Here is a 23,956-nt window from a genome sequence, read left to right as displayed (position 1 = left end):
TCTCCATTTGCTTACACATATCAATCTTCAATATAAACCGTACGACCTTTTATAGTGAGCTTATCCTCACAAAATAGTCGTAACGCCTCTTTATATGTTTTATGTTCTATAGGTAATAATCTATCACTCAAAACATCCTCTGTATCATCAGGTAATACAGGAACTGTATTCTGCATGATAATAGGACCTGTATCCATTCCGGCATCAACAAAATGTACCGTACAACCAGTTACCTTTACGCCCGCATCGATAGCTTGTTGATGTCCATGTAGTCCCGGAAAGGATGGCAACAAGGCAGGATGGATATTTAAAATTCTATGCTCATAGTGCTCAATCAGTGGAGCCCCTACAATGCGCATATATCCAGCCAAAACGATACCATCTACCTTGTAGGGCTCTAACGCATCTAACTGGGCTTGTTCAAAGCTAGTTTTAGAATCATAGTCGCTACGTTCGATGACAATGAGTGGAATATTCCAAGGTTTAGAACGTTCAACAATCCCTGCATCACCGTGATCTGTAATGATAACTACAAACTCACCATTAATATATCCTTCTTGCATGGCTTTATAGAGGGCTTCCCCATTGGAGCCTCTACCGCTTGCGAATAGAGCTAGACGTTTTTTAACTAAGGAACTAGTCATTAAATACCGCCCCTTTTACAACAACTGGACCTTCGCCTTTAACGATATGACCAATTTCATAAACCGCTTCATTACGACTTTCAAGATTTGCCTTTACTCGATCCACATCCGTAGCGTCCACTATGAGGATCATGCCAATGCCCATGTTAAAAGTACGGTACATTTCATGCCAATCTACATTGCCCCATTCTTGTAGCTTTTCAAAAACTGGAACGCGAGGCCATGTATCACAATCGATCTCTGCTGTTACTCCCGTAGGTAAGACGCGAGGAATATTTTCATAGAAACCGCCGCCCGTAATATGAACCATACCTTTAAGTAGGCTTTCTTTAATCAACGGCAATACAGCTTTAGGGTATAAGCGCGTTGGCGTTAATAATTCTTCTCCCAGTGTTTTGCCAAATTCAGGAATATCTTGACCAATGGAGAAACCCTTGTGATCAAATACAATTTTACGAACTAACGAGAAACCATTAGAATGAACCCCAGAAGATGGTAACCCAAGAATAACGTCTCCTGCCTTGATACTTTCACCAGTAATCAATTTAGGACGATCTACGATACCAACGGCAAAACCAGCTACATCATAATCCTCATCATCGTAGAAACCTGCCATCTCAGCAGTTTCACCGCCTAGTAAAGCGCAGCCTGATTCTTCGCACGCCTCAGCTACACCACGTACGATATCCGCCACTTTTACAGGCTCTAGTTTGCCAACCGCAATATAATCAAGGAAGAATAAAGGTGTAGCACCTTGTACGAGGATATCATTAACACTCATAGCTACGCAGTCTTGACCGATAGTATCATGTTTATCCATCATAATAGCGAGACGTAATTTGGTACCCACCCCATCTGTACCAGATACGAGCATAGGATCAGACATAGCATGACCAGCTAAGGAATAGATTCCCCCAAAACCACCTAGATCACCAACAACACCCGGTGTATACGTCCGTTTAACAGATTCTTTCATCAATTCTACGGCGCGATTACCTGCATCGATATCAACACCTGCATCGCAATAGGTTAAACTAGTTTTATTCGAGCACATATTTGACCCCTTCCTCTTGGTCCGCAGGAACCGCTACACTATAATCACCATTGAAACATGCAAAACATAAATCATCTGGCTTTACATCAGATACAGCACGACATAGGCCTTCACGAGACAAGTAATGTAATTTATCAGCCTTGATAAAATCTCTAATTTCATCCACAGTATGAGTAGCTGCTATAAGTTCTTTACGCACTGATGTATCAATGCCATAGTGACAGGAGTACTCAATAGTTGGAGAACTAATACACATATAAATCTCTTTAGCACCAGCCTCTTTTAGCATTTTTACAATGATACCACTCGTAGTACCGCGCACAATAGAATCATCAATAAGGACGATACGCTTACCTCCAACAATATGTGGCAATGCATTTAGCTTCATACGAACAGCTAATTCTCGTTCCTCTTGATTTGGTTTAATAAAGGTACGGCCGCTATAACGGTTCTTAACTAAACCTTCCGCAAAAGGGATACCCGATGCACGAGCATAACCTAATGCAGCTGTTGTACCGGAATCCGGAATGGACATTACGATGTCTGCATCATACTTAGTTTCGTTATATAGTTCGCGGCCCATATTTAGCCGAGATTGATATACGGATTGACCATCGATATGACTATCGCCACGTGCAAAATAGATGTATTCAAAGACGCAAAGTTTTTTGTCGATTTTTTCTGGTTCCGCATACATAGTACTACGCACACCAGAGTCATCGATGATAACCATTTCACCAGGATCTATATGGCGAATAAACTCTGCCTTAATCGCATCAAAAGCACAGCTTTCACTAGAGAGCACATAACCATTTTCTGTTTTACCTAAGCAAAGTGGTCTAAATCCTTGAGGATCTCGTACACCTACTAAGGAGTCGTTCGTAGTAATGACTAGAGAGAACGCCCCTTCAATTTGACGAGCTGCATCGGCAATCCGTTCCGCTTGTGTTTCTGCTTTAGAGCGGGCTATCAAGTTTACGATAACCTCAGAATCCATCGTCGTTTGAAAGATGGAACCATCGGCTTCGAGACATTTTCGAATAGATAAGGCATTCGTTAAGTTTCCATTGTGAGCCACCGCAATTTGACCGCCTTGGTAGTGAATAACCAAAGGCTGGATATTACGCGGATTATTGGACCCAGTCGTAGAGTACCGCACATGACCAGTCCCCATATAACTTGGCAATGCTGGTAATTCTTTGATAGCCTCGGTCAACAAGCCCATGCCTTTTTTCAGTTCTACATCATGACCATCGGTAACAGCAATGCCCGCACTTTCTTGACCACGATGTTGGAGAGCAAATAGCCCCCAATATACATAGCGTGCTACATCAACGGTCCTATCATAGATGCCGAATACACCACACTCTTCGTGCCATTTGTCAAAAACAGAATCGTAGTTCATCTTCCCCCCTATTAGGCACGCTCACCTGTAAGACGGAATAACATTTCCTTATATGCTTCTTCAATATTACCAAGATCTCGACGGAAACGGTCTTTGTCGAGTTTTTCACCAGTTGTAGCATCCCAGAAACGGCATGTATCGGGAGAAATTTCATCACCCAATAAAATTTCACCATTATGGGTACCAAATTCTAATTTAAAATCTACAAGGGTTACATTTTTAGTAGCCAAGAATTTTTTCAAAATATCGTTTACCTTTAAAGTAATTGTAGAAATTACATCAAGTTGCTCTTGAGTGGCCCAACCAAGTGCAGTGATTTGGGATTCGTTGGCAAATGGATCGCCTAGTTCATCATTTTTATAGCAGAATTCAAGAATTGGATGTTTAAGTGGAGTTCCTTCTTCAATGCCAAAGCGTTTAGCCATAGAGCCAGCCGCAATATTACGAACGATAACTTCAAGAGGAACTATTTTCAATGTAAGTACTGTTTGGTTGCGATCATCTTCACGACGAACGAAATGAGTTGGTACGCCTTCTTTTTTCAACAATTCAAAGAAGAAAGAGGAAATTTTGTTATTCAACACGCCTTTACCAAGGATGGTGTCATGTTTTTCACCATTAAATGCAGTGGCATCATCTTTGTAATGAACGATGTACTCATCTTTGTTATCTGTTGCATATACTTGTTTTGCTTTCCCTTCATACAATAATGTTAATTTTTCCAAATCGATGTTAGCCATGATCTTTCTCCTTTATCATAATTAATGATACAAACTATATAATAGATATCTAAATAAACTGTTTTTCTTAACCAACATTTAATCACCGATGATTTAGATGATTAAATATGAATAGCACCTTGTAATTCTGCATTGTCTGCCAAGACTTTTTCAGCCATATCTTTACGATATTGTTGATATTGTTCTTTCAGGTCTTTATTGAAAGCTGCTCCAATTTGTACTGCAAAGAGCGCTGCATTTTTAGCACCATCTACAGCCATGGTTGCTACAGGCATGCCAGATGGCATTTGTACAATAGCAAGTAGAGAATCAATACCTTTTAATGCGGTTGCATTAAGTGGGATGCCGATAACTGGTAGTGTAGTGAAGCTCGCCACCACACCAGGTAAATGAGCCGCTGCGCCTGCACCAGCAATAAAAGCAATAGCTCCTTCACCTTCAAGTCGTATAACAAAATTTTTTACAGCCTCTGGGGTACGATGAGCTGAGGCAATAACCATTTCATAGGGAATATTAAATTCATCAAGTACGGCAGATGCTTTTTTCATTGTGTCCAGGTCAGACTTGCTGCCCATGATAATACCGACCTTCATAGATCCTCCTAATAAAAAAGCCCAGCCAAAACAGACTGGGACAAATACGCGCAAATAGCCTCCGTAGACTTGCTTTGAGTTTGTTGATTTGCATAGTTCACGGTGCTACCTCCTTCTTGTACTCAAATTGTAACACCTAACATTTACAAAATCAATACTATTTTCGAATATTTTTTTATTAAATATTTTTATCATTCGTTATATTCCGAACTATTGAAAAAATATAGATTGCATCATATAAAATAATTTTAAATAAATCTGTAAAATAAAATACTGCCTTTTCAATCTTATAATAACACAAACTTACTCTATCGATTAAAATATTTATATGTTTTTTCTTATCCATACAAAAAGAGGATAACCCATTTATAAACAGGTTATCCTCTTTTCATAATTCCGAACATTAGATCACTTAACTTGTATCTATTATTGATTAGTGAGTACCACTTTCAAAGGCAGCTTTCAATTCACCTACAGATTCTGGAATATAATCTACAATAGAAGACATCAACGCATACATCAATGCAGGCTCGAACGCATCATCACCACACATATATACACAATCCAAGTATAGGCTAGAGTCTTGTTCATCAATATAAAGTTTGTAATTTTTATATGTCGCATTGTCACGATTAATTAATGCATTCAAGGCATTCATATTTTGTGCTGTTACCTTTTCAGGGCCTAACACTAAACGAACTACACTATAAATGCTGTTATCGAGAATGACGAACAAAGGCATATCCCATAAAGGAGACTTGATATAAGAACGATATACTACTGTACCGTCTTCATCATCAAAATCCTTCCGTTCAAAAGATATGATTTCTTCTTCTTTCAAAAACTTATCAAATAATAAGGATTTAGGATTCATAACAACCTCTATTAAGCTAAGCCAGCTACTTTAAGAATATCTTTATGTACAGTATCTAAATGCGGTTGAATAACTTCAAGCATAAGATTCACTACTACAGTAGGATCAAATTGTTCATTCAAACATGGTATAGACACATCCATATAAATGTTATTATCTTCATTGCTCACGTAATATTTAGATATCTTGTAATCTTGATTTAACGTGTTAAGTTCTTTCAATACCGCAGGAATCACTTTTTTATCAATAGATGTTGTTGTGATAGCGATGCGTACATAGGTGAACGCAGAATCGTCTACAACGATGAACACAGGCAAGCTATGCTCATGAACATCCAAACGACCATGATATACAACTGTATTAAGATCGTCTGTCATTTCTTCCTTTGTAAACCAAGTGTTACCGCCTTTGTTAAGGTCAGCAACGAGTAAGTCGAATTTTTCTGCTTTTTTATTCATAATTCCCTCTAACAATAATCAGACAAATTAGTCTTCGATAAACACACAACCATTATCTTTGAATTCTTTAATGCGAACTAAAGACTCTACACGGTAGCCCGCATTTTCCAAGCGTTCACGACCAGGTTGGAAGGACTTTTCGATAGCAATCGCCATGCCTACTACTTCATCACCTGCGTCTTGAACCAACTTAGCAAGGCCCATAGCCGCCTCACCAGACGCCAAGAAATCGTCGATAATCAACACTTTTTCACCAGCTGGCAAGAATTTTTTAGAAATAGTGATATCATAATTCTCTTCTTTTGTATAAGAGTACACAACACTATGATATACATCATCTACCATAAGGATGGATTTTTTCTTACGCGCAAATACCAATGGCACGTCTAGTTCAAGCGCGGCCATCAACGCCAACGCAATACCAGATGCTTCGATGGTAACAATACGTTGTACACCTGCATCACGGTAACGATCCGCGATTTCTTTACCAATCGCCTTAAACAATTGTGGATCGATTTGATGGTTTAAGAACCCATCTACTTTCAGCACTCGATTATTGAGGACAATCCCCTCTTCACGAATGCGTTCTTTTAATAATTCCATGTGCTCATACCTCCGCATAACTATCTTTAAATTTTAACGTAAACAACCCCTTAGGGTCAACCTATATCTAGTAAAAGTCTTATAATATACCCCATAAATATCATTGCAAATAAGACTTAAATATTTCATATATGAATTATATAACTCAACTGCTTTATAGGAATATAATATAGCACGGTAAAACTCACACTAATATATAAAAAGACACACTTTAAGAAAGTTTCCTAAAGTATGTCTTTAAACATGTCTTTTTCTTATAAAACTTTATCTCGAGTACTTTCACGATTAACTAGTAAGGACGTAAATCTTGCAGCCCCTTCAGATTGAGGAACCAAGCGAGAACGCACAAGCACAATGTCGCGTGTTGGTACCGGAATATCTGTATCGATGCGCACAATAGTCCCTTCTTGCATTTTTTGTTGTACCACATGATTAGGTAACATGGAAATACCCATGTTGATTTCTACAAGATCTAGTAATACATCGACGCTACCCAATTCAAAGCGAGGCTTACGACAAGCACCATGTGTTACATCGTCAAAGAATGTACGACTAGCAGAGCCTTTATGCAAAAGTAAAATAGGCTCGTTAAGAAGGCGCCCTTGATCAAAGAATCCTGCCCCTTTATAGTCAGGACCGCCAACAAAGACATCTTGAATGGTAGCTAGCGTAGTTACCTCTAGCTGAGGATTATCTCTCAAGCCCTCATAATCATTAACCACGGCTAATTGCGCCTCTTTATTGAGTACTAATTCTACACAATCAGGAGACGGACGATTAATGATATGTAAGCCAATTTCACTTTCTTGTAATTGCCATTTGTGGAAATAAGGCAATAGGAAATGGCGACACAAAGTATCTGTGGCAGCCAAATTTAAACTTTCATAAGCTTGACTAACCCGTTCTTGTAATTGGGTAACACCATTATCAAGAATGGAGAAAGCTTTAGCTACCGTATCAAACAATTCTTTACCTTCTGGCGTGAACCCTACAGATTTTGTAGTACGCACGAAGAGAGGCATATTAAGTTCTCCTTCTAATTGTTTAATACTTTGACTGATGGCGGATTGGGACACGCCTAATTCTTTTGCGGCACGGGAAAAAGATAAATATAAGCCTACCCCTAGAAAGGTTCTATATAAATCTGCAGATACTGCCATTTTATTCACCTCTGTTATATACTAATAGTAACTTCTTACTTTTAAATACACATATCATTACCCTATTATAACTATAGACTCTCAATATATAATGAATATGTAGAAATCTTCATGAAAGTTAGGTCTTATGACCTTCATGAACTCTTCATATTTATTAGTATTTCTAATCTTTTCATTAGTAAGATTATCTTTACTTATAAGTCTAGACCGACTATACTTAATTTGTCAATATCCCATAGGGAATTATATACATTACAGGAGGCTACAATGGCTATACAACGATTATTCGTAACAAAACGAGAATCTTTCAACCTAGAAGCGCAACGCATGTTACAAACCTTACAACAGGAATTATCTATGCCTGCTACAGATGTGACTATCTATGAGCGATACGACATCGAAAATTTAGATGCAAAAGATCTAGAGTCTGCTAAAAATTTAATTTTTTCTGAACCTCCTGTAGATACTGTATTAGAAAAAATTCCAAGTGTACAAGACTTTGTATTTGCTGTTGAATATGTGCCAGGTCAATACGATCAACGTGCTGATAGCGCAGAGCAATGTATTTCTATGCTCACACTTACATCCGGCCACATCGTGCGTTGTGCTCGCGTATATGCTATCGAAGGCACCTTTACAAAAGAACAAGAAAATGTCATTAAGGCCTACTACATTAACCCTGTTGATTCCCGCAAAGCGAGCCTTGACGTACCAAATACCTTAGCTCTCGATTTAGAAGATCCAAAACCGGTGGCAACAATCAATGGCTTTACTACGATGAGCAATGATGATTTAGAAGCTCTCATCAAAAACTACGGTCTTGCTATGACATTAGCAGACCTTCAAATGATTAGACAACAATACGCAGAGGTGGAACACCGCAATCCTACGATTACAGAAATTCGCCTCTTCGATACATATTGGTCTGACCATTGCCGTCACACTACCTTTATGACCGAGTTAACAGATATTACCATTGAAGACAGCCGCTTCACCGGTTCTATAAAGGAAGCCTTCGAAGAATATATGGAAGGCCGTGCTGAGCTCTACACGACTAAGAAAAAAGCTCGCTCCCTCATGGACATGGCTACATTGGCTGTAAAAGAATTGCGCCACGCTGGAGGACTTACAAATCTCGATGAATCTGATGAAATCAATGCATGTACAATCATCATCCCTGTCGATGTAAATGGCAAGACTGAAGAATGGTTGTTACTATTCAAAAACGAAACCCATAACCACCCTACTGAAATCGAACCATTTGGGGGCGCAGCTACCTGCTTAGGTGGTTGTATTCGCGACCCATTGAGCGGTCGCGCCTACGTATACCAAGCTATGCGCATCACAGGCTCTGGCGATCCACATACAAGACTTGAAGATACATTGGAAGGCAAATTACCACAAAGAAAGATCACCCAAGAAGCAGCTCGTGGTTACTCCTCTTACGGCAACCAAATCGGCCTTGCTACAGGTGAAGTAAAAGAATATTACCATCCTGGCTACGTAGCAAAGCGCATGGAAATCGGCGCAGTTATCGGTGCTGCACCTCGCAACCAAGTTCGCCGTGAGGTACCAGTTGCAGGCGATGTGGTAGTATTGCTAGGTGGTAAAACTGGCCGTGATGGCTGTGGTGGCGCTACAGGTTCCTCTAAAGAACATACCGTTGACTCTCTATCCACATGCGGTGCAGAAGTCCAAAAAGGCAATGCTCTTACAGAGCGTAAAATCCAACGTTTATTCCGTCGTGGCGAAGTAACGACACTTATCAAACGTTGTAATGACTTTGGTGCAGGCGGTGTATCTGTCGCTATCGGTGAACTAACTGATGGTGTATCAATCAATCTCGACTTAGTCCCTAAAAAATATGCTGGCCTCGATGGTACAGAGTTAGCCATCTCTGAATCCCAAGAGCGCATGGCCTGTGTTATCGCTGCTTCTGATGTAGAGGCATTCAAAGCATACTGCGACGAAGAAAACTTGGAGTGCACAGTTGTAGCTAAGGTAACTGATACAAATCGCCTTGTTATGAACTGGAATGGCGAAACAATTGTAGATATTAGCCGCGACTTTTTAAATACAAATGGTGCAAGTCAACAACAAGAAGCTATCGTAAAAGCTCCTACAGATCGTTCTTACTTCTTGCGCGGTTCTGCTAGTGCAGATAACTTCAAGGAAAAATGGCTCGCAGCCGTATCCGATTTAAATGCAGCATCCCAACAAGGCTTAGCGGAACGCTTTGACAGCACTGTGGGCGCCAATACGGTTCTCATGCCATTCGGTGGCAAATTCCAAAAAACGCCTACCCAAGGCATGGTTGCTAAATTACCGGTTCTAAACGGTGAAACTACAACGGCTAGTATTATGACTCACGGTTTTGTGCCTGAGTTATCTACATGGAGCCCTTATCATGGTGCGCAATATGCAGTGCTTTTATCTGTAGCAAAATTAGTAGCTCTTGGCGGTCGCCGAGAAGACGCATACTTAACATTACAAGAATATTTTGAACGCCTCAACTCCAAAGAATCTTGGGGTAAGCCAGTAGCAGCTTTACTTGGTGCTTATAAAGCACAAAAAGAACTTGAAATCGGCGCTATCGGCGGCAAGGACTCTATGAGCGGTACATTTATGGATCTTACCGTTCCCCCTACTCTCGTATCCTTTGCGGTTGGTACAGCTCATGTAGATAATATTGTGAGCCAAGACCTTAAAGGCGTAGATCACCGACTCGTATTCTTCGATGTACCTCGTACATACGATGACACCCCTGATTGGGATCGATTCAAAGAAAACTGCGATATACTACAAGAACAAATTGAAAAAGGTCGCGTATACTCTGCTTATGTAGTTGATCAAGGCGGCATTCCTGAAGCAGTCACTAAAATGGCCCTTGGCAACAATATTGGTGTTAAATTCGATAAATACGCTGAACGTGGTATCTTCCAACCAGCCCTTGGTTCCTTCATCGTTGAAGTAGATATTACGGCTGTTAATTATCTTTTAGAATTACCTGATGTGAAGGTTATCGGTGTAACCCAAGCCACACCTGTTATCGAATGGGAAGGACAATCTGTTTCTCTCAAAGAAATACAAGCTGCTTATGAAGCACCTCTAAACGATATCTTCCCTATGCATGCACCAAACGGCTTTGGTGAAGCAGTCGCTTACATTCATGATCAACACGCTAAACCTCGCAGCACCTCCCTAGGTGCCAAACCAAAAGTTCTTATTCCAGTATTCCCTGGCACAAACTGTGAATTTGACTCTGCTCGCGCCTTTGAACGGGCTGGTGCAGAAACAGATATCGTGCTTATCCGCAACCAAACTCCAGAACAATTAAAAGAATCTATCGACGTAATCAAAGCTAAATTAGCAGAGTCTCAAATTCTTATGTTCCCAGGAGGTTTCAGTGCCGGTGATGAGCCAGATGGTTCTGGTAAATTCATAGCCACCCTCTTCCGCAACCCATACCTTGCAGAAGGTTTAGAAAACCTCTTGTACAAACAAGATGGCCTTGTATTAGGTATTTGTAACGGCTTCCAAGCGCTCATCAAGTTAGGCTTATTACCTGGTGGACATATTGAAACGTTAACTGCAGATCATCCTACATTGACATACAATACCATTGGTCGTCACTTATCTCGCATGGTCAATACGAAAGTTATTTCCACAAAGTCCCCTTGGATGAGTGATGCTAAAGCGGGAGAAATTTACACGGTACCAATTTCTCACGGCGAAGGTCGCTTTATAGCGTCTCCTCAACAAGTGTTAGAGTTCAATAAAACTGGCCAAATCGCTACACAATATGTAGACTTTGATGGTATCGCCTCCATGGATAGTTGCTTCAATCCTAACCAATCTGTAGCTGCTATCGAAGGTATTTATAGCCCTGATGGTCGCGTATTCGGCAAAATGGCACACTCCGAACGCTGTGGTGCAGGCATCAGCAAAAATATTCCTGGCCAATTAGAAATGCCAATCTTTACATCTGGTGTAAAATACTTCAAATAATTGGTCACTATGAACTTTCATGTGAAAGCCTACTTCTTCAAGTAGGCTTTTTCAATATTGATTTTTTTCGAAAATATTAGTATTATAAATTGATACTATATTTACAGACATGAGTTCTCATGTAAAGCTATACATACCTAGTGTGGGTTAAGAAAGGATTTTATTATGCATTGTGCTCAGAAAATGACTCATAATATCTACTGGATTGGTAGTAATGACTGGACAACAGAACGTTTCGAAAACTTATTTCCTATTCCAAATGGTGTTAGCTATAACAGCTATTTCATCGACGATGAAAAGACTTGTGTGGTAGACTCTGTAGATGCTGAAATTCGTGAAGAGTACTTCGACAACTTGACTCACCTCTTAAATGGTCGTGAACTTGATTACATCGTCGTAAACCATATGGAGCCTGATCATTGCCAAACATTATTGGAAACATTGGAACGGTATCCAAATTGTAAAATGGTAGGTAATGCTACAACATTCCGCATGTTTGAGCAATTCTATAACACTCCAAAACCAGAACAATACCATCAAATTAAAGAAGGCGATGAAATCTGTTTAGGTAAACATACTTTGGTTTCTTACACTATGCCTATGGTTCACTGGCCTGAAGTAACTTGTACATACGAAAAATCTACAGGCACATTGTTCTCTGCAGATGCTTTTGGTACATTCGGTACAGTTAATGGTAATATCTTTGCTGATCAAACCGATTTCGTAGCTACATACGAAGAAGAAGCTCGCCGTTACTATACAAATATCGTTGGTAAATATGGACCACAAGTACAAAATGCGCTTCGCAAAATTTCTAGCCTTGATATCAAACGGATTGCTCCACTTCATGGTCCAATCTGGCGCACCCCTGAATCTATCCAATATATCACACACAAATACTTACATTGGTCCAGCTATACAGCTGAGAAAAAAGGTGTTGTTATCGCTTTTGGTTCCATGTATGGCAATACTCGTGCTATTGCTCAACAATTGGCTAAACAACTCTCCAAACGTGGCGTTACAGATATCAAAATTTACGATGTTTCCAAAACTAATGCTTCCTACATCATCTCCGATGCTTGGAAATATACTAACTTGGTAACTATCGCACCTACATATAACTTGAATCTATACCTTACTATGGAAAACTTTATTCATGAATTAAAAGCCCTTAACTTCCAAAACCATAAAGTATCCATCATTGGTAACCACTCTTGGGCTTCCGCTGCGATGAAAACAATGGTTTCCCATTTCGAAAATGACTTCAAAGACATTGAAATCGTTTCCGAACCACTAGATATCAAATCCTCTTTGAAAGAAGAAGATCTTCCATTAATCGAAAAAATGGCAGACGATATTAAAGCATCCATTGAAGCTGCTGAAATTAAAGACGTATTCTAATACAAGAGCCGCCTATTTAGGCGGCTTTTTCTTTTTATATACCAGATTTATACGCCTAAAAGTAAGCTATGATTTTTGGTTTATATCCATTTATTGAGATCAAATACTATATTTTAAAAGCCTTGTAAATATGCAATAATTCTACTATTTTTTTGCTTGACATAAATCTAACTTTTTCATATACTATACAAGTACCTGTTACACAACAAAATACATGGAGAGGTGTCCGAGCGGCTGAAGGAGCATGATTGGAAATCATGTGTGCGGTTATCCCGTACCCAGGGTTCAAATCCCTGTCTCTCCGCCATAGTAAAAGCAGTGCTTTCGCACTGCTTTTTTATTTGCATATAAAGAAAAAGCTATTCGAATTATACTCGAATAGCTTTTTGTATATCACACTATATTAGTTGTGAATTTTCTTTGCAATATCACCGATAATTTCAGGTGTTGTTCTACAACAGCCACCAATGATTTCAGCTCCAGCTTTTCGCCATACCTCAACGTAGTCTACAAATGATGCAGCATCGCCATACCAAGTTTTAGTTTTACTATCATAGCTTTCACCAAGGTTCGGATATACAGCAATCGGTTTCTCTGTAACAGTACGAATATCTTTTATCAATGATTCTACATATTCCGGTTTAGTACAATTAATGCCAATCCCCGTAATAGGATGTACCTTGTCGATCATTTGTGCACATTTAATAATGGTTTCGCCACTAGAAACATGATGCCCATCCTTACAAGAAAAAGAAATCCATCCGGGAATACCTTTGGATGTAAACGGATCAGACATAGCTCTCGCAATAGCGATTGCTTCAGCATAAGACGGTATAGTTTCAAAGGATAATATGTCTGGATGTTCTTCGCAGAATAATGCTAGCCGTGGAATATGGAATATCTCTAGATATTCTGTTTGCACATCAGGATAACCACGGTATTCAGAGCCATCAGCCAAGAAAGCGCCATAAGGTCCTACAGAGGCTGCCACCAACGGTTTAGGTAAAGCACCTTCAGAAAAATATCTAACCCCCTCAGGAGTCTCTTCACCGAGCGTAATACCACGCAATGTAAGCGCCCCACTCGCCTTTGCTTCTAAAAACTCATTACGAGCTTGCATGGCTAAACGAACAGATAGTTTAACAAGCTCTATCGCTTCTTCCGTTCCATAACCTAAACCTTTAAAGCCTGCTACTGTCGCTTGATAGCCAGAGCTTTGAATGATATCGGCACCCGCAGCTAAATAAGAAATATGTATTTTCTTAATGATATCTGGCTGATCCATGAGAACCTTAGCAGACCACAACTTATGTTGAATATCACAGCCATAACGCTCTAATTCGGTCCCTAAAGCTCCATCCAAGACGAGGGCGCCCTTTTCCTTAATAATATCTAAAAATGCACTTCGTTTAGCCATCATATCACCCATTCTATACATACCTCATATAACACGAGGCTTACCTAGCATATTATATCAAATAATACGTTCTGGTACTATCTACAAACTATTTTAATACCTCTGCTGGAGGTTCCTTACCAAACCATTTCTTATAAATTTCTGCGTATTTACCATTTGCTTTGATCTTAGCCAAGCCATCATTGATTTTGTTAAGCAACTCTGTATTACCTTTTTTCACAGCAATACCTAGTGGTGCCGCATCATAGTCCTCTCCAGTAACCTTTGCGATACCTTTGCCCTTACCATTAACATAATATTCGTTTACTGGTGTATCATTGATAACTACATCGACGCCTTTATTTTGCAATTCTAAGAACGCATCGACAATAATATTAAACTGACGTACATCGGCATTGGGAATCTTGCTAGCAATCTCTGCACCAGTAGAGCCGATGGATACACCAATGCGTTTACCTTCTAGATCCTTAAAGCTATTAATATTGGTGTTATCAATGTTTACAACGAGACCATTACCTGCAATATAGTACGGTTTACTAAAATCAACGGATTTTGCACGTTCTTCAGAAATAGTCATATCCGAAATAGCGATGTCGATGGTGTTACTTTGTAATGCTGGTAAAAGCGCATCAAAGTTTAGATTTTGAATATCTGCTTCTATGCCCTCTTCGTTTGCAATCGCATTGATAATATCAATATCAAATCCAGCTAATTTACCACTATCTTTGTCTTTAAAACCAAATGGTGCATAGGTCGCATCAGTACCTACGCGCCATGTCTTCTGACTATTACCCGCATTACCACAGCCAGCGATTAATAAACTACTAGCAATAGTGAAAGCCCCTAATAGAGCTGCTATTTTCTTAAATTTCATATTATTACCCTTACTTCTCTCCGTTCTATCTAGAAACAGATTTTTCCTTAATTAACTAATATATTTATACTTACACTTATGAGCATAATAAAAATAATACCTCTAAAGGTATTATAGTTTTATGATAACATTCGATATAGTAAGGGTCAACAAATCCAACTATACCAATAGGTATTGAATTGATATAGTTTTTAGCTATATCGAAAATAACATTCCTAAGTATATAAAAAGACCGCCTTTACCAAGCATAGATGAAACTTGATAAAGGCGGTCATCTCCAAAATGGAGGATTCCTGGTTATTTATAGAATAAATAAGCTATTCAATTCATTTAGGATATATAGTATGTAATTTATTTAGCATGTTTAGCTTTTATATACATAGCTACCTTGTACAAGAACGTACAGAGTAATAAATACATTACGATACTGAGATATGTCGCTTCAGGTGTTTCTACCCAAGCTTGAGCAAATACATCAACACCTGCAATACGAAGCACTGCACTAAACAAGGAGCCAATAGCACCACCAGCTACGAGACCAGAGGCAATTGTACTACCTTTGGAGAAGCGAAGATCTGCCAATTCTTTGTCTTTTGTACTATTTTGTACAAGATACGCAATCAAACCTCCGATAAGTAATGGTGTATTAATTTCCATTGGCAAGTATGTGCCCAAGGCAAATGCCAACGGTGGAACTCTTACCATCCACAAGATGATTGCAAATAATGCGCCAGCCATGTATAGAGGCCATTGAGCACTACCACCAGTCATCATTGGCTCAATGATGGCAGCCATAGCGTTCGCTTGAGGTGCATTTAATGCATGATCTCCTACAAATCCATAAGCATCATTCAAAAGAATCATAACACCTACAGAAAGTACGGCACAAAGAATAGTACCAACGATTTGCCATTGTTCCATTTTCTTAGGTGTAGCACCTGTCATATGTGCCACCTTAAGCTCAGACATGAAGTTACCAGCCATCCCAATAGTAGTACCGATAAAAGATGCCATCATGAGGACCGCAATCATGCCGACCTTACCAGTCATACCTGCTGCGGTTAAGCATACAGCGGAGATGATAATCATAAAGATTGTCATACCTGAAACTGGTTCCGTACCTGTATAAGCGATGGAGCTAATCCCCACTACAGACAATAGGAAAGACATAATAAGAACGATTAAGAACGCTACAATTGTTTGTCCGAAGCTTTCAGCATACATAAAATGGAAATATGCTGCAAATAAAACTGTACATAACAAGATGCCAGCACCAATCCAAGATGTAGGTACATCACGTTGTGTACGAAGCAAATTAACATCTACAGTTTTAGAACTAAAGATGTCAAGCACTGCATTTTTAACAACATTTGCTACGACTTTAGACATTGTAATTAGACCGATGATGCCTGCCATAGCGAGCATGCCGATACCAATATGACGAACATAATCAAGGAATACCTTGCGAATTGGGGCCTCCCCTAATGGAACTGCATGGCCGCCAATTTGCATGATATGTTCAGGCGCTAAATAGTACACAATCGGAATACATACAAACCAAGAGAAGAAGGAACCAGCTGCAATGATAGCCGCATAGCGAAGGCCCGTGAAATAACCAAGGCCAAGCAATGCTGCATCAGTATCTACCGCTGCGGTTAGCTTAGTTTGATCTGCAAGGGCTGCCCCCCACTTAAAGGTAGCAGTGCGAATAACCTCTTGCCACCACCCTAAACTATTAAGAATAAAGTCATACACGAGAGCAATTAAACCAGAGCCAAGCATAAGTTTTGCTTTGCTACCTTCATTACTCATCAATACTTCCGCTGCAGCACGACCACTTGGGAACGGATACACATAGTGCATTTCCTCAACGAAATAGCGACGGAACATAACGCATAATAAAACACCTAAAACGCCGCCAAGAATGATAGGAATCGCCATTTGTACGAATGATACATCTGTTACATTCCAGATGTAAAGAGCTGGCAAGAAGAACATAGCCCCTGCTAATGTGTTCGTACTAGAACTAGCGATAGCTTGAATGTGTACCGTTTCGGCAAAAGCATTTTGCCGCTTTAGAATAACTGCTGTACCCATAGCAAGTACAGATACTGGTGCAAAGGCATCTACTGTTTGACCGATTTTCAAACATAAATAGCCAACAGCCAGTGTGAAAACTGCCGCATAGAACAAGCCCCAGAATACTACATATGAATTAATCTCTACGTAATCTTTCTTAGGATCTAACACCGGTTCTATGGGTGGAATGGAACGAACCTCGTCCGACATAGTAAAACCTCCTCACAGAAAAAGTACAAACGTATAACTATTCACCTTTATACTAACACGGTACTACACATGGTTCAATGGTTTTCTATGCACTATGCGAATAAAACAATACACCCCCTATAAATAATTATTTTGCATTTTTGGCGTCCCTGTTCTACAATGAAAGTATATTAAGAATCTCTATTATTATGTAACGGTATCGTATACTGCCCTGTATAACACGTATGTTTACTTACGAGGAGGCTCATTATGGAATCAATGGTCGAACGTTTTGTACGCTATACGAGCATAAATACACGGTCTAATGAGGAAAGTACAACCATTCCTAGTACTCAAACTCAAGTAGACTTTGCTACGAATGTGCTCGTTCCCGATTTAAAGGCAATAGGTTTAGATGAGGTTATTTATAATCGTGAAAATGGTTTTATCATCGGCACATTACATGCTAACACTGATGAGAAAGCTCCTTCCATCGGCTTCATTGCCCATATGGATACAGCTGATTATAATGCAGAAAATATTAAACCTCGTATCGTAGAAAACTATGATGGTAGTGATATTTGCCTCAACGAAGAACACCAAATCTTCACCCGACGTGCCGACTTTCCAAATCTAAAAAATTACATTGGAAAGTCCTTAGTTGTAACTGACGGTTTAACACTCCTCGGTGGTGACGACAAGGCTGGAATCTGTGAAATCATGGAAGCTCTCGCCTATCTCGTAGCTCATCCAGAAATTAAACATGGTAGAATCATGTGTGCTTTCGGTCCAGACGAAGAAATCGGTACTGGCGCAGACCACTTCGATGTTAAACAATTCCCTGTAGACTATGCTTACACTATTGATGGTGAAAGCCTAGGTCAACTCGAATACGAAACCTTTAATGCCGCAGGCGGTACCGTTATCCTGAAAGGTGTTTCTGTTCACACAGGCACAGCCAAGGGCATTATGATCAACTGTGCTAAACTAGCTATGCAATTTGACGCTTTATTACCAGGAGCAGCTGTTCCTGAGTACACCTGTGGGCGCCAAGGTTTCTTTATGCTCATGAGCATGGAAACACAAGTAGATACCGGTAAAATGAACTACATTATCCGCGACCATGACAAAGAACTATTCGAAGCCAAAAAAGCATTCTTCTTACAAGCAGGTCAAACATTGAACGAAATATATGGTCGTGAAGTATGTGAAGTATCTGTAAAAGACCAATACTACAACATGTACGATATCATCAAAGATAATATGGAATGTGTAAATGTAGCCAAAGCAGCTATGGAAAAAGCTGGGATTACACCTATTTGTGATCCTATTCGCGGTGGCACAGATGGATCCAAAATCTCCTTCATGGGCATTCCTACACCCAATATTTTTACAGGTGTAGAAAACCTACATGGCCGTCATGAATTTGCATGTATCGATGATATGAAAAAAGCGGTTGAAGTTATCGTTAATATTGTAAATATTGAAAAATAATAGCATTAGCAAAGCAGTAGTAGATAACAAAAAGGACTATACGAGCCTAGGTTCGTATAGTCCTTTTAATTTACATATTACGCAAGCTTATTATTACGCTTACGATTTCTAATTTCTTCCTCTTCAGCGCGAGCTTTTAAAGAAAGATCTCTTTCAGTCCCCACATAACGACCATATAATAAATAATAAGCAACTAGTGCAAGGAGCGCCACAACAACGCTTACATGGAACATACTAGTATAACCTACAACCTCTTTAACAGCGCCTAAAATATAGGGGCCAAAGCCTAGCCCCATGTCCAAGGCAATGAAGTATGTGGATGTGGCAACACCAATACGATGAACAGGTACTATTTTAACAGTAACAGCTTGTCCGTTGGACATAAATGTACCATATCCAAGGCCAACAAACACAGCCGATAAAAGCACAAGCCATGTAGAGTGGGCGATGGATAATAAGAAAATACCAAGTGCTAAGGATACAAAACAAGGATAAAGAACGAAGTTTTCACCCTTCATATCAAACACAATACCAAGCAATGGTCTTGTTATAGTAATAACTACAGCATATACAACAAAGAAGAAGGTGCCCGCCATAATAAGATCTAGGTCTTTTGTGTAGGCTGCCATAAAGCCAATAACACCAGAGTAGGCAAAGCCGACTAGAATAGAAACAAGACTGATTGAATTCATCCGTGGTTCAATGTAGTCCGAGATTCTAATACCCTTATGTGCTTCTGATTCGATACCAAGTTTAGGTTCATTAAATTTCATGATGACAGAGCCAATACCGCAAAGGATGATAAGTGCAACACAGAATGCGATGATAAAATCATAACCAAGACTATGAAGCATCAAGATACCTAAGAATGGCCCTACTGCAGCGGCAAGAGAGGTAGATAAGCCATAATAGTTAATCCCTTCCCCACGGCGTGACGTAGGAATAATAGCAGCAATGATAGTACTTGTAGCAGTAGATGTAATACCATAAGCAAAACCATTTAAGAAACGAACACTATCAAGCATTAGTAAATTAGGTGTGTAGAAATACATAGCCGTTGAAATCAAGTAAATCAATAACCCTAAATAGAGCATCTTGCGACACCCTAGGATACTGATAAACCGCCCTGCCAACAAACGGGCTACAACGGTGCCAATAATATATATACCAACAGCAAGTCCCGCTTGACTAGCCGTAGCATGAAGATTATCTTTTGCTACAACCGCAATAATAACGATTAATAAATAATAAATTAAAAATACTAAGAAATTAATCAAAGTATCAAGGACAAAGGATTTTGTCCACAAGGCCTCCTTAGCCTTATCCATATTATCAACTCCATTTTTTAAATTATTGTCAACCAGTTTGCGACAACGGTTAATTATAAACCTCTCATTATAAAAAACAAGAATTAAAATATTATATATCTCATCAATTTTATTTATAATAAACTACATATTCACAATAAATATGCATTAATTTCCATTTTAATACCTCATATATTTTTACGATATAAAAACACCTTCAATAGCGACAGATGAGACCAAAAGACTCAAAGCCAACTATTAAAGGTGCTACTTTAAATATTTATTTTGTTTTTAGACCACAAGCTTTGAAGAAATTCTTGTACGCTTCAGCCTTTTTCGGTAGGCTCAACGGATAGGCACGTGATGTAGATGGCAAACGTGTCAATGTCAATTCCCGACCATTAAATACAAAAGGAATTGTTTCACCAGTTTTAGGTAATTTAACCTTTTCTGGTAAAAGGCTCAATAAAATCTCCGTAGCCTTGCCGCCTGTTGTACCAATATGCTTACAGTCAGGGATTTGCTCCAGTACGTCCGCAAGTGGAACTGGTTCAACGACCTTAAGAAATGCATCAGATGCATTCCCTTTTTCGCGAATAGCTTTCAAAACAGTAGGACAAGATGCAATTCCAGCTTCAGACAAAAAGGCTTTAATCTTCTCAGGATCCATCGCTTTTTCCTCACCATTTCTAAAATGATCCTTTTCATCAAAGAATACGAGGCCAAAAACACGCCACATATCATTTTGGAAATTTGGATAATGGAATTCCATAGCACGTTTTGATTGTTCTGGAGGAAATGTGCCCATCATCATGACTGTTGCCTTCTTTGGTAAGAATGGAGGGAATGGTCTTGTTTCAATTGTTTCTGCCATATAGCATCAACTCCTTTCACATTCTAATATGAACTTAATTTTCAATACAATATATGAGATATATCACACATTATAATCCAATTAGCTCCTAGGTGAAAGCAACTAAAGAACTTATTAAAATATATCAATAGACTTACATTATCTATTATTATTGGCCAATTGGTTGAGAAACTAAGGTATTAATATGATCAAAACCAACTGGTGTCGGAGATACGAGATACAAGCAAATTACAGCAGCCACGGCAAAACCGATTGCCAAATAAGAGAAACTGCCATTCCGAGGAAATTCATACATACCAAAGAGGCGTATCCCTATAGTAGCACCAATAGCTGTAATCAAAGACGGTATAGAAAAAATGTTATAAAAGCCGAATACTACCATAAGGCCTGCATAGCCACCTACTACAGTAACCATAGGCAACATGCGATCCATTGGATTTGGAATAGATCGCGTTAGTGCAGCTGGATAATATGAAGCCTCTACGCCAAACATGCCTAAGAATATATTAAAACCAGCCCAAATGCTATCCCATGCGCTTCTAAAAGCATCTCTATGCTTGCCGGCATACCATGCAAAGTCCGTAACGATTAAAATGGCTAAGCCTACACAGACAAAGTAGAATTCACTAGGAATTTTAGGACCTATATAGGCGCCTACAGCTGTTACAACGGCACTCAAAATCGATGCCACTATTACACGCTGTAAACGAGGCCGTTTATTTTCAGGAATGCGTTTATACACAGTAGCCAATAACTCTAAAACAAAGCAAGCCATAAAAACGGCAATGCCTGCAGCAGGAACAAAGAAGGCACTCACCAAACTCAAAATGAAGGGAATGCACAGGCGCCATTTAGGGAATAAGGCAAGATCTTTATAATCTAAACGAATATCTTGTGTTTCCATAGTGAAGTTGTTGTACACCACAAAAAGCAACATAAAAGCGATTACGTCAACCGCAGTGGCACCCCAAATCAATAAGGTTGGTACTACAACCATTGATAAGGCTACTCCAGAAAGGCGAGATAAGCCAGCAGCCACTAAGCCCAGTAATAAAAACGGTGTTAAAGCAGATATAATTTCGAGCATAATATTCCTCCCATCATTGTATAAATTTAAGTATATAGTATCTACCACACTACATCAAGGAGAGATATATTTTTTCATAGCTAGACGCTTTCGCACAGCAGAGGTAGAGCATCCCATCACCTGTGCAATCTTTGCAACTCCATAACCTTGTGCACGGAGTTTTTTAATCTTATTTTCGTCTAGATCAAGAGTATTTGCCCTTATTTCTATACCTTGCTCTCGCAAATACATTGCCACTGTAGAACCACGTATCCCATAAGCCAATCCAATGTCATCTGTACTCATGTGATGATGAATATATAAATAAGCCATCTCCTCTACGCGCATAGGCTTTCGCGCTTTAGGAAGTAAGCAATTTCCCATATGCCGCAATACATGGTGAACTTTCCATCGCGATATACCATACATACGAGCAATAGCATCTGTACTATTTCCACTTTTATAAGCCCTACATATACGTACTACATCTATAGAGACGTTTTTATTTGATTGCTGACAAACCAATCCATATTCCTTCAAGCGATTCGCCATCGTCGTAATAGACACATCATAACGCTTTGCTAATGAATGGAGCGACCACTTACCGGTCTCATACAAAGCTTGTACATGAACCATATTGATTTCTTTCTTCAGAGGCCTCCGTTCGATATCGTACGCTTTCATACGCCGCATGATGGTATCAACACTACATTGAAAATAATCCGCCACATCGCGAACGCTCCATTGTTTCTCTATATATAATTGGTGCAACAACTGTTTTGGTATAACACGCACATTTCGATACATAATTTTGCCCTTCCTTATAAACGAACTCCTTCCCCTATTATTGTGAAAGTTTCACTAGGAAAAAACAATAAAAAAGAGGTTCCTAATAGTCACATAGGTGACCAATAGGAACCTCTTTCAATATGTAATTATATGACCCACATTATGATATGTGACAGTATGGTTGCTATACCACATCAGTGCACAATCCGTTATTATTTATGTTCTAATAAAACCATAATTAGTTTATACGCTTATAAATAGATTGCTTCATTAACGGTATCTACGTTCAAGAGCTTTAGGTTTACTTAAAATGATGGACCATTTCATGCCCTCTTTTAAAGCATGATTAGATTTACGCCCACGAGTTGAAGTCGCAGCTAGAGCAGTAGGCGCAGTTGTAATGCCTACATTTTCAACAAGAACTTGTCCCTCTTTAGCTGCTTTATCTCGTTTAAACTCAGCTAGTCTTTCACTTAAGGTCGGTCCCGTAACAGCTTCTCTATCTAAGCGAGTCTTACTGGTAGTATAACTCGGAGTGCTACTGGAACTTTTCATTGATAAGGCTTCAATATCTCGTTGAGCTGCTGCAGCCTCTTCATTGAAATGTATGTCCTCCATAGTTTGCGATGGAGCTTCTCGTTGCTGATTTACAATCGGTTTATCTTCATAAGAGTCCCCATAAAAGTCATCAACCTTAGATAAATCATCCATAGATGGTTCATCTACCTTGCGTTCTATGGAGATGCCATATTCGCGCTCCATATCTTCCCAAGTTCCGCCACCAGAGCTTTCATACTCATCATACTCTTCAGACTCTTCAGTATTCTTATTTTTTATAATGGAAAAAGCAATGTACGCAATGATACCTAAAACAAAGATTGGATTATGCGAAAAGATGGATAGCACTGAAGACAAAATAGAGTCCAT

The 23,956-nt window shown here is 39.3% G+C and carries 20 protein-coding genes and 1 tRNA gene; 4 read left to right on the top strand and 17 right to left on the bottom strand.

The genetic code is table 11. The features are described from left to right. Positions 1–20: 20 nt before the first annotated feature. The 9 genes from purN to E6X37_RS05730 all read right to left on the bottom strand — a co-directional run bounded on the left by purN (position 21) and on the right by E6X37_RS05730 (position 7,531). Entirely contained in the window at positions 21–644 is a 624-nt protein-coding gene (purN, locus tag E6X37_RS05770) for a phosphoribosylglycinamide formyltransferase (RefSeq protein ID WP_316581483.1), read from the bottom strand. Then, positions 637–1,698, bottom strand: a complete 1,062-nt coding sequence (purM, locus tag E6X37_RS05765; protein ID WP_316581482.1) for a phosphoribosylformylglycinamidine cyclo-ligase — start codon at positions 1,696–1,698, stop codon at positions 637–639. Before purM ends, purN begins: the two co-directional genes overlap by 8 nt. Then, entirely contained in the window at positions 1,685–3,103 is a 1,419-nt protein-coding gene (gene purF / locus E6X37_RS05760; protein WP_105087128.1) for an amidophosphoribosyltransferase, read from the bottom strand. Before purF ends, purM begins: the two co-directional genes overlap by 14 nt. An 11-nt stretch (positions 3,104–3,114) precedes the next feature. Further along, positions 3,115–3,843 (bottom strand): phosphoribosylaminoimidazolesuccinocarboxamide synthase, encoded by a 729-nt coding sequence (purC, locus tag E6X37_RS05755; RefSeq protein ID WP_021147770.1) that lies wholly within the window; start codon positions 3,841–3,843, stop codon positions 3,115–3,117. A gap of 101 nt (positions 3,844–3,944) precedes the next feature. Beyond that, positions 3,945–4,436, bottom strand: a complete 492-nt coding sequence (gene purE / locus E6X37_RS05750) for a 5-(carboxyamino)imidazole ribonucleotide mutase (RefSeq protein WP_105087129.1) — start codon at positions 4,434–4,436, stop codon at positions 3,945–3,947. 433 nt (positions 4,437–4,869) lie between these two features. Next, positions 4,870–5,310, bottom strand: a complete 441-nt coding sequence (locus tag E6X37_RS05745) for a hypothetical protein (RefSeq protein ID WP_004693734.1) — start codon at positions 5,308–5,310, stop codon at positions 4,870–4,872. An 11-nt stretch (positions 5,311–5,321) separates the two neighbouring features. After that, positions 5,322–5,768 carry a hypothetical protein gene (locus tag E6X37_RS05740; RefSeq protein WP_004693736.1) on the bottom strand — a complete coding sequence of 149 codons (447 nt, stop codon included), beginning with the start codon at positions 5,766–5,768 and terminating at the stop codon, positions 5,322–5,324. A gap of 27 nt (positions 5,769–5,795) precedes the next feature. Then, on the bottom strand, positions 5,796–6,371 hold the full coding sequence (locus E6X37_RS05735; RefSeq protein WP_004693737.1) for a xanthine phosphoribosyltransferase: 576 nt from the start codon (positions 6,369–6,371) through the stop codon (positions 5,796–5,798). 254 nt (positions 6,372–6,625) lie between these two features. After that, entirely contained in the window at positions 6,626–7,531 is a 906-nt protein-coding gene (locus E6X37_RS05730) for a LysR family transcriptional regulator (protein ID WP_004693739.1), read from the bottom strand. A gap of 267 nt (positions 7,532–7,798) precedes the next feature. Between E6X37_RS05730 and E6X37_RS05725 the strand changes: the two genes are divergently transcribed. The 3 genes from E6X37_RS05725 to E6X37_RS05715 all read left to right on the top strand — a co-directional run bounded on the left by E6X37_RS05725 (position 7,799) and on the right by E6X37_RS05715 (position 13,247). Beyond that, complete coding sequence (locus E6X37_RS05725; RefSeq protein WP_316689669.1) at positions 7,799–11,539, top strand: phosphoribosylformylglycinamidine synthase; 3,741 nt, start codon at positions 7,799–7,801, stop codon at positions 11,537–11,539. Positions 11,540–11,704: 165 nt separating this feature from the next. Further along, positions 11,705–12,940: an FprA family A-type flavoprotein gene (locus E6X37_RS05720; protein WP_004697979.1), complete on the top strand. Its 1,236-nt coding sequence runs from the start codon at positions 11,705–11,707 to the stop codon at positions 12,938–12,940. Positions 12,941–13,156: 216 nt separating this feature from the next. Continuing rightward, a tRNA-Ser gene (locus E6X37_RS05715) sits at positions 13,157–13,247 on the top strand. Positions 13,248–13,343: 96 nt separating this feature from the next. Here the strand turns inward: E6X37_RS05715 and mmuM are convergent. The 3 genes from mmuM to E6X37_RS05700 form a co-directional block, all read right to left on the bottom strand. After that, positions 13,344–14,369: a homocysteine S-methyltransferase gene (mmuM, locus tag E6X37_RS05710; protein ID WP_287511238.1), complete on the bottom strand. Its 1,026-nt coding sequence runs from the start codon at positions 14,367–14,369 to the stop codon at positions 13,344–13,346. A 76-nt stretch (positions 14,370–14,445) separates the two neighbouring features. Then, positions 14,446–15,231, bottom strand: coding sequence for a basic amino acid ABC transporter substrate-binding protein (locus E6X37_RS05705; RefSeq protein ID WP_155086386.1), 786 nt, complete (start codon positions 15,229–15,231; stop codon positions 14,446–14,448). A gap of 351 nt (positions 15,232–15,582) precedes the next feature. Then, positions 15,583–17,520: an OPT family oligopeptide transporter gene (locus E6X37_RS05700; RefSeq protein WP_004697976.1), complete on the bottom strand. Its 1,938-nt coding sequence runs from the start codon at positions 17,518–17,520 to the stop codon at positions 15,583–15,585. Between the two features lie 249 nt (positions 17,521–17,769). Here E6X37_RS05700 and pepT point away from each other — a divergent pair, with 249 nt between their 5' ends. Continuing rightward, a complete protein-coding gene (gene pepT / locus E6X37_RS05695; RefSeq protein ID WP_287511240.1) occupies positions 17,770–18,993 on the top strand; it encodes a peptidase T in 1,224 nt (407 codons plus the stop codon). A 77-nt stretch (positions 18,994–19,070) separates the two neighbouring features. Here the strand turns inward: pepT and E6X37_RS05690 are convergent, their stop codons facing one another. From E6X37_RS05690 to E6X37_RS05670, 5 genes are all read right to left on the bottom strand, one after another. Continuing rightward, a complete protein-coding gene (locus E6X37_RS05690) occupies positions 19,071–20,357 on the bottom strand; it encodes an MFS transporter (RefSeq protein WP_323727139.1) in 1,287 nt (428 codons plus the stop codon). A 223-nt stretch (positions 20,358–20,580) separates the two neighbouring features. Beyond that, complete coding sequence (locus E6X37_RS05685) at positions 20,581–21,174, bottom strand: DNA glycosylase (RefSeq protein ID WP_008602839.1); 594 nt, start codon at positions 21,172–21,174, stop codon at positions 20,581–20,583. Positions 21,175–21,322: 148 nt separating this feature from the next. Then, entirely contained in the window at positions 21,323–22,261 is a 939-nt protein-coding gene (locus E6X37_RS05680) for a hypothetical protein (RefSeq protein WP_287511241.1), read from the bottom strand. A 54-nt stretch (positions 22,262–22,315) separates the two neighbouring features. Next, positions 22,316–23,047 carry a sortase gene (locus tag E6X37_RS05675; protein WP_287509537.1) on the bottom strand — a complete coding sequence of 244 codons (732 nt, stop codon included), beginning with the start codon at positions 23,045–23,047 and terminating at the stop codon, positions 22,316–22,318. Between the two features lie 252 nt (positions 23,048–23,299). Further along, the gene (locus E6X37_RS05670) at positions 23,300–23,956 is read right to left on the bottom strand and encodes a hypothetical protein (protein ID WP_316581480.1); all 657 of its coding nucleotides are present in this window, start codon (positions 23,954–23,956) and stop codon (positions 23,300–23,302) included.

This window comes from Veillonella parvula, from assembly GCF_032550495.1.
GTDB classification, from domain to species: Bacteria; Bacillota; Negativicutes; order Veillonellales; family Veillonellaceae; genus Veillonella; species Veillonella parvula_G.
This window is presented reverse-complemented; position numbering and strand designations above follow the sequence as displayed.